General features: G+C 42.2%; 6 protein-coding genes. 2 read left to right on the top strand and 4 right to left on the bottom strand.

Features of this window, described 5'->3' with window-relative positions:
* Together EI162_RS12700 and EI162_RS12695 are read left to right on the top strand one after the other, a co-directional pair.
* Nucleotides 1-590: nucleotide-binding domain-containing protein (locus EI162_RS12700; RefSeq protein ID WP_225736996.1), on the top strand; the 590-nt coding region annotated here is incomplete at its 5' end.
* Between the two features lie 9 nt (nt 591-599).
* A complete protein-coding gene (locus EI162_RS12695) occupies nt 600-1523 on the top strand; it encodes a hypothetical protein (RefSeq protein ID WP_225736995.1) in 924 nt (307 codons plus the stop codon).
* Between the two features lie 211 nt (nt 1524-1734).
* On the opposite strand, the gene EI162_RS12690 is transcribed toward EI162_RS12695, so the two are convergent.
* The 4 genes from EI162_RS12690 to EI162_RS12675 all read right to left on the bottom strand — a co-directional run bounded on the left by EI162_RS12690 (nt 1735) and on the right by EI162_RS12675 (nt 7295).
* Nucleotides 1735-4368: an ABC transporter permease gene (locus tag EI162_RS12690; RefSeq protein WP_192524694.1), complete on the bottom strand. Its 2634-nt coding sequence runs from the start codon at nt 4366-4368 to the stop codon at nt 1735-1737.
* An 11-nt stretch (nt 4369-4379) separates the two neighbouring features.
* Entirely contained in the window at nt 4380-5087 is a 708-nt protein-coding gene (locus EI162_RS12685) for an ABC transporter ATP-binding protein (protein ID WP_192524693.1), read from the bottom strand.
* A complete protein-coding gene (locus EI162_RS12680; RefSeq protein WP_192524692.1) occupies nt 5084-5953 on the bottom strand; it encodes an arylesterase in 870 nt (289 codons plus the stop codon). The genes EI162_RS12685 and EI162_RS12680 overlap by 4 nt, the downstream gene beginning before the upstream one ends.
* A gap of 91 nt (nt 5954-6044) precedes the next feature.
* Entirely contained in the window at nt 6045-7295 is a 1251-nt protein-coding gene (locus EI162_RS12675; RefSeq protein ID WP_192524691.1) for a CynX/NimT family MFS transporter, read from the bottom strand.
* Nucleotides 7296-7489: the final 194 nt, after the last annotated feature.

Raw genomic sequence — 7489 nt, 5'->3', positions numbered from 1 at the left:
TTAGCATAGATTTCTTATTGACTTTTATCGCCAGCATACTTTTTAGAACACCACCACTATTTGAAAGTGATTGCACATATCAAGATGCTATATCTGCTTGGGGAGAATTTTTTAATCATGATTACTGGTCTGGATTAGGTAAATCAACAGTTAAAATATCTGAATCTTTAGAGTCAAGGAGCTACAAAGACACTGAGGAATTTATAGATGAGCTTTACCCCGTGTTGGAGAGATATAGTGTAGGTATTGATTGTAGGGTGTCAGAAGATGGATTTAGGGAGATACCTCTTTACAAATACTTAGAAAAACACCTCCGAGGGTTCAGTCGGTTTATTCCTTTTAATTTTAAAGTTAAGTGTAAAGTAGGTAATACTGATTGTCCTTCCTATGACAAGGTCCTTTGGAAGGTAAGAAATGTTGGAGAGGTAGCAGAAAATAAAGACTGTATTCGTGGTCAAATCAAAGAAAGAACACATGAAATAATTGAGCCAACTTCGTTTAAAGGCACACATTATATTGAGTGTTATCTGATAAAAAATGGTATATGTGTTGCGATTGGTCATGTAGATGTCCCAATTGGTCAGGTGTAGGAGTTTTATTTGAGAGAGTTTAAGAAATTAATAACCCCGTTATTTATAATGATTGCAATGTCATTGATTCTAATTTATTTAGACGGTTATAAAAAAAATGTACTTGCTGGAATTTTTACATTATGGGGTGGTTTGTATATTAAAGATAATGCCAACAAATTTTACTCTCAACTGAAGGTTTTATTTGGACAACATAGCTGGAAGCGTTCGCAAAGAGAATTGGAGGTAGCTGGGAAGTTACAAGGAGACACATTAATTAGAATTTCATTCGCTTATTTATTTAGAATAAAAATAGATGATAAGTATTTCTTGGTTCCTAATTCAAGAACAGGCAAATATCAACCTGTTGGTGGGGCATATAAGTTTGGAAAAAATGAAGCTAAGTACTTAGTTTCTAATTTTTCAGCTAAAGATGATAATCGAATTAAAGTTAATGAAGTTACAGAGGCAGATTATAGATTATTAGTTAAAAATAAAAATCTAAGAGGTTTCGTAAAGAGATTTGATAATGCTTTAGATAGAGAAAATATAGATAATTTATCAAGAGAGTTCATAGAAGAGATTTTTAACACTGATATTTTAGAAAGAGAAGATTTTGGTGATTTAGCTTACAGCTATTGTGGAAGGCATATGTCAAATATTGAGAAGAAAGCTTTTGGTCTGTATGAACTTTTACTAGCTGATATTATCGAAATAGATTTAGCACATAATCAGAAGGAGTTATTCAAGAGACTTATGGTCGTTGATTCTAAAAAATATAGATTCGCAACCTCTGAAGAAATAAATAATTTTGGTATAGACTATGCTAGTCAAAATTTAACAGATACTATCGCCAATCATACCCCTAAAATACTAAATGAGAATAACGACCAACTATTCAAGAAAATTAAATATAAATATAAGTATAATTCAATAATAACTATTTCATTATAGAAGCTGACTTTTGTCTTACCTTAAAATAGAGCGTTGAGCTATTTTTTAGAGGTACTAAAGCAGATAGAGCAGATTGAACTTTATACAGATTGAATATCCAGTTTAGTCTTAATGGGAGAAATTGTACAACTTCATTCATACTGATAAATAACAACGAATCAAAAAACCCCAATTAAGGGGGTTTTCTTTGTAAAGCCAAAATCTAATACAATTAAATCATCGCCCTTACTCGCGCCATTATTCCGCGTCCAATCACCAATCTCACATAAATAATAGCGATAGTAAACAGTAGCGCGATTAATAATGCTCCGCCAATACCCAAGCTCGCCCACGGCACACTAAAGCGTAGATTAAACCACTGGGTAATCGCAGCCCATGCGCCAACGCTAGCGATAATGACGGCAAATGCCGCGGCACTAAGTCCAAGCAGACCAAGCTCTAGTATATTAAGCATATATAAATCGCGTTTTTGCATCCCTAACAGCCTAAACGAAGCGCTTTCTTGCATACGATCTTGCGAGGTGGACAGTAACGAGCTAATCAATACCATGATGCCAGTCAATAGAGCCAGTAGGGTAAAGACATAAACCAAGCGGCTCATTTGCGCTACTAGCTCTTGGACTTGCTGCGCGATAGCCGTCCCATCAATGGTCGTCACGGCAGGAAACGTTCTGACCAGTTGTCCTTGCAAGTCTGGAATATCATCAGCGGTTACATGCGCGGTGGCAAATTGGATTTGTGGGGCAGCAGAGAGAACAGAAGGCTCAAATAAGAAGTAAAAATAAGGGCTTGGACCTTGCTCATAACGTGAGCGGATACTGGTAATTTGACCGACGATTTCAATCCCTTGAATATTAAAGCGAACTTCATCACCCATACCGACATTAAGTAGGCTTGCGGCGGTATCTAAAATCGATAAAGGCGCGACGACTTGTCCAGGATTCTTACTCTCAGTTTCGATAGGTGCATACAGTTGATTATTGGCTACGGCATCTGTAATAAACTCAGTCTCCATGACTGTATCTGAGTAGCTTAAATTAAAGACACGCGTAGGGTCATCAAAACCCTCAGCAGGCTCGATATCTTGTACAGGTATATTATTAGCGGTCACCACACGGGCACGAATGACAGGGTAGTAGCTGACTGGTGCTTTAATGATGTTATTAATCTCATCATGTTGATCGCTTTGAATATCTAACAAAAATAAATTGGGCGCATCTTCAGGATAAGCGTTAATAAACTGGGTATTGATACTATGATTGAGGGTAGTGATGAGCGTAAGCACAGCGACCGACAGTGATAGCGTGACAAAAAACAGCGCTGATTGGTTACCTTTACGCGCAAGGTTATGAATAGCAATCCGCTGCATCCAACTGATATTGCTGTTGGTCGCCAACTTGGCAAGTAGCCATAACCAAGCACGCGCCAATAGCCAAAATATTGCTACGAAACCGATTAAACCTACTAACAGCTGAGCGCCTAACTTAAACGAACCTACTTCATAGGCAAAAAACGCATAAAGCCCTGTGAGCATTAGTGCATACCATAGTAAAGGCAAGCGTCGATACCAAGGCAGGTTTTGCGTTGGTGAGCTAGCACCTTGGCTAAGTAAGGTTGCGGGTTTGGTGGTATTAAGCGAACTTAAGCCACGCTGTGCGATAAGCAACGTCAGCACCAAAGCGATAATAATGGTTTTAATGGCACTGATAGGATTGATGGCCAAGCCAACATCCGCTGGCAAGATAGCCACAAGATATGGCTGACCAACTTTGAGTAAGCCAAAACTGACGATAATCGCAGCGATACCAGCAATGACAGTCGTTGCAATCAATAGTTGATAGTAGCTACGTTTAAGACTGCCAAGTGGCTCACCCAATGCTAAACGAATCGCATTACTAGATTGCTGCTTGGACACAAACGCCGTGATGACGCCATACATCGCGACCGCCGATAGTAAAAGTACCGCGATGACCAAGAGTTTTAAAAACATCAACACATTATCAGAGATACGCGAGACAGAGGTATCCGCAGATTCCGCATCTGAGAGCTCGATATCAGGATAATTGGTTAATATTTGCGTCAGCTTATCACGCTGCTCAGCGATTAATTCGGGTTCGCCTGCCAACTCAATACGATAGTTGATACGGCTACGATCACCCAATAGATTGGTTGCGGCGAGCGCGTCTTGTTGCATCAGCACTCGTCCACCAAAGCCAAACACCGTCAATGGACGGTCAGGCTCTTTCGTCAGCACATCGCTAATCGTAAACTGTCCTTCACCAATAGTAATTTGGTCGCCAATTTTAGCATTGAGACTTTTAAGGACTTCTGGGGCGACGACCACATTATCAGGCTTGAGCTGCTGCCATAAAGGCTGACCAGATGCCAGCTCGACGTCACCATATAATGGATAAGCTGGCGAGACGGCTTTGACGCGAGCAAGTAAGGTTTGTTCAGCGGTCACCACCATCGCACTAAACTGATAATCATAAACAATTTGCGTATCAGCGACCGTTGCTACCTGCGTCAATACTTCGCTTGGCCAGTCTTGTTGACTGTTTAAGATCAAATCGCCACCAACCAGCGCACGCTGATTATCGTTGATATAGGTATTAACCGATTGCTGGACGGAGTCGAGGGTCAAGTAAGTGGCTAGCGATAATGTTAGCGTGAGTAAAAATAACAGCGGATAAACCCAGCGCTGCCACCAGCTACGACTTAATGCTTGCGCGCCCAATCCTTTAAATAAATGGTAGATGATACCGCCAGTATAATCTGACTCTTTTGCCATTGCCGTATCAGTCGTATCTTTTGGTGAATGCTTCTCTGTTTGCTGGTTATTCATCAAGTTATTCATTAATGTACAATCCGCCCGTCATGCATGGTAATGACACGATCTGCCATTTCAGCAAGCGCAGGGTCATGGGTCACAACGACCAATGCCGAGCCCACTTGCTGACGTAAATCTAATAACAATTGCATCACTTGATTGGCGTTTTGTTCATCTAAATTACCCGTTGGCTCATCAGCAAAGACAATCTTTGGCTGTGATACCAGTGCTCGGGCGACAGCAGTACGCTGTTGCTCGCCGCCAGATAATTGATTGGGCAAACTATTACGTCTATGCCCCAAATCAACGGCTTCAATGAGTTCATCCACTCGCGCTTTATTTGGACGTCGAGCGATATCAAGTGGGAAGGCAATATTTTCTGCTACTGTCAACGTTGGCAGTAAATGAAACGATTGAAACACAAACCCCATCTCGCGCTGACGAATGACAGCTAGCGCATCTTCATCAAGGCTGCTTAACGTTTGATCAGCCAACTTAACGCTGCCACTATCGGGATAATCTAGTGCTGCTAATAATCCTAACAAGGTAGATTTACCCGAGCCAGATTTACCCATAATGACCACGAATTCACCCGCATTGACATGAATGTCGACGTCTTTGATGATGGACAGCTTTTGCTCACCGACTTGTACGGTTTTATTTAATTGGGAGGCGGTAAGCAATGCGCTTGTTTTTAAAGCCGTTAGATTCTCAGCTGAAGGTGATGATGTCATTGCGTAGTCTCAATAGGCGTATTTGTCGGTGCTGGAGTTGAAGCGGGTGCTTGTTTGTTGGTGTGATTTGAGTTTTTAGAATCGTCCATATTAGATTCGGCTAACTTCTCAATTTCAGGCTGCAATATAGGCAAGATATTGTCATTGACGATAATTTTATATCCCTCACGGGTTGGATGGATGGCGTCAGCTTGGTTTAACTTAGGATCACCACCGACACCGTCTAAAAAGAACGGAATCAGCGTGACGTTCATATCTTTCGCCACTCTTGGGTATATCGCGGCAAATGATTTGACATAATCAGAGCCAAGATTGTCATAAATCTGCATACCGCCCAAGATAACTTCGCTATCACTGTCTTGTAAACGCTGCACGGCGGTACGAATATTGGCTTCAACCGTCGCCACATCGATACCACGAATGGCGTCATTGGCACCGACGGTCAAAATCGTAATATCTGGTTTGGTCTGCAATACCCAATCTAAGCGATTGACTAAGCCAGTGCTGGTTTCGCCGCTTAAGCCTGAATTGACCACTTTGACATTTTTATAGCCAAGTTCTTGCAAACGTGCTTCTAGCTGCGCAGGATAGTTGGCAGCATTATCAACGCCAAGCCCTTCTGTCAACGAATCACCCAGTGCCAATATGGTTAGCGGTGCTTGTTGCTGCTCAGTCGAATTTACGGATTGCTCAGGTTCTGTAGTTTGAGGTTCGGCAGTTTTTGTATTAACGACTTGGTCGTTATTCTGAGTGTCAGTAGCGGTATTGGGGTCAGGTTCTTTTTGACAACCGCTCAAGGCAATTGCGATGGTTAATGCAGCGACCGTGAGTAGGCGCTGCGGCAGGCGAGAAGTTATGCTTATCATGATTCTACTGTCCTATTTACAATCAAGCCAGTGTAGCAGAATCAGATAAGCAGCAATATTGTGCAAAAGTTAATGGTTTAAGGGTAAAGATCTAAATCTTTTTACCATCTACCATTACCGGACGACTAATTAGCCAAGCAATCGCTACGTTAATAATCATTAAAATTAAAATTATTAACAGTGGTACGTCCCAACTGTCGGTTAATTCATGCAGCCAACCTGTCCCCAGCGGACCAAAAAAGGCTACCAGATAACCAACGAACTGCGCCATACCAGATAGCTCACTAGCCTGATTGGTGGTATAAGTACGCAAGGAAAACAGCATCATACTTAAAGTAAACATTGCTGAGCAGCCTGCACCCATTAACCCTGACCATAGCCAGGCCAAGTCAGGAGAAAAGTAGCTGATACCGAGCACACCAATAACGTTTAGCAGTGCAGCAACAATCGCTAACGCTTGGATAGGGCGGCCACGGTTGATAAGCCAAGTTACGATCAAGATAGCAGGCGGTGCCATAAACTGAAATACCGAGCCCATCTGTCCAGCCTGAACAGCATTCAGTCCTTTACTAACCCAAATAGAAGGTAAGAAACTGGCTACGGTATAAAATAACAAGGATTGTAAACCCATAAATACAGCAATCTGCCAAGCAAAAGCTGTGCGCCATACTGATATCTCTGAGGAGCCTGGGGTCGCCAATGGTACCGCTTGGTTATTTGATGACCCCAGACGAAGGCGCAAGAATATCCAGACGATTACGGCTAAAACCCCCAAGATTGACCAGCCTCCTAGTGCCCATTGCCAGCCCACATATTCAGATAAGGGCAGGACTACGCCAGCGACGATACCGGCCATTACCGTCATGGTAAGACTCAGTAAGCCAGTAATAAGTGGAATATGTTTGGGCGTACGCTGCTTAATTACTGGCGCCGCTAAAGTATTAGCAAAACCTATAGCTAAAGTTAGTACTATAGTTCCACTCAAAAATCCGATCCAAGTGGGAATGACAGAGCGAATAATCATCCCTAGAGTCAGCAGCACAATCATGGTAATCAGCGTGTTTTCAAGGCCAAAACGCTTACCAATAGAAGGGGCAACCAGAGCACCTAGCGCAAAACCCAACATCGGTACGGCACCCAGCCAGCCGATTTGAGTTTCGGAGATATTTAGTGCATTTTGTACTACGGGTGCAATAGAGCCAAGCGCCACGATAGGCGCGCGCATATTAGTGGCGAGTAAAATCATCGCACATAGCACTAGCCAAAAAGTAAAGCGCGAAGAAGGCAGCTTAAAGTTGGAGGAAGAATCCGTTTGAGACTGTAAGTTTGGAGAGGTAGGCATAGCAGCACGACTATTATTTAGAATAAGAAAAAAGACACGTCATGAAACAGCGCCGAGGAATCGTCGCCTGTAAAATAACACCAGAAGAATCTCACTGAGAAGGCAAGTTAGGTGATAATACCATTCACAAAGACTAGAGTATAGTCAGATGACCACAAAAATGTTATAAAATAAATCAATTAAACGATTACCAG

It is taken from the genome of Psychrobacter sp. FME6 (assembly GCF_014861365.1).
Classification (GTDB): domain Bacteria; phylum Pseudomonadota; class Gammaproteobacteria; order Pseudomonadales; family Moraxellaceae; genus Psychrobacter.
Note: the sequence above shows the minus strand (reverse complement) of the source record. Positions and strands in the feature narration are given on the sequence as shown.

Coding starts and splice junctions, on each gene's coding strand:
- EI162_RS12680 (WP_192524692.1), bottom strand. CDS start 5,953: ATGATAAGCATAACTTCTCGCCTGCCGCAGCGCCTACTCACGGTCGCT.
- EI162_RS12690 (WP_192524694.1), bottom strand. CDS start 4,368: ATGAATAACCAGCAAACAGAGAAGCATTCACCAAAAGATACGACTGAT.
- EI162_RS12685 (WP_192524693.1), bottom strand. CDS start 5,087: ATGACATCATCACCTTCAGCTGAGAATCTAACGGCTTTAAAAACAAGC.
- EI162_RS12675 (WP_192524691.1), bottom strand. CDS start 7,295: ATGCCTACCTCTCCAAACTTACAGTCTCAAACGGATTCTTCCTCCAAC.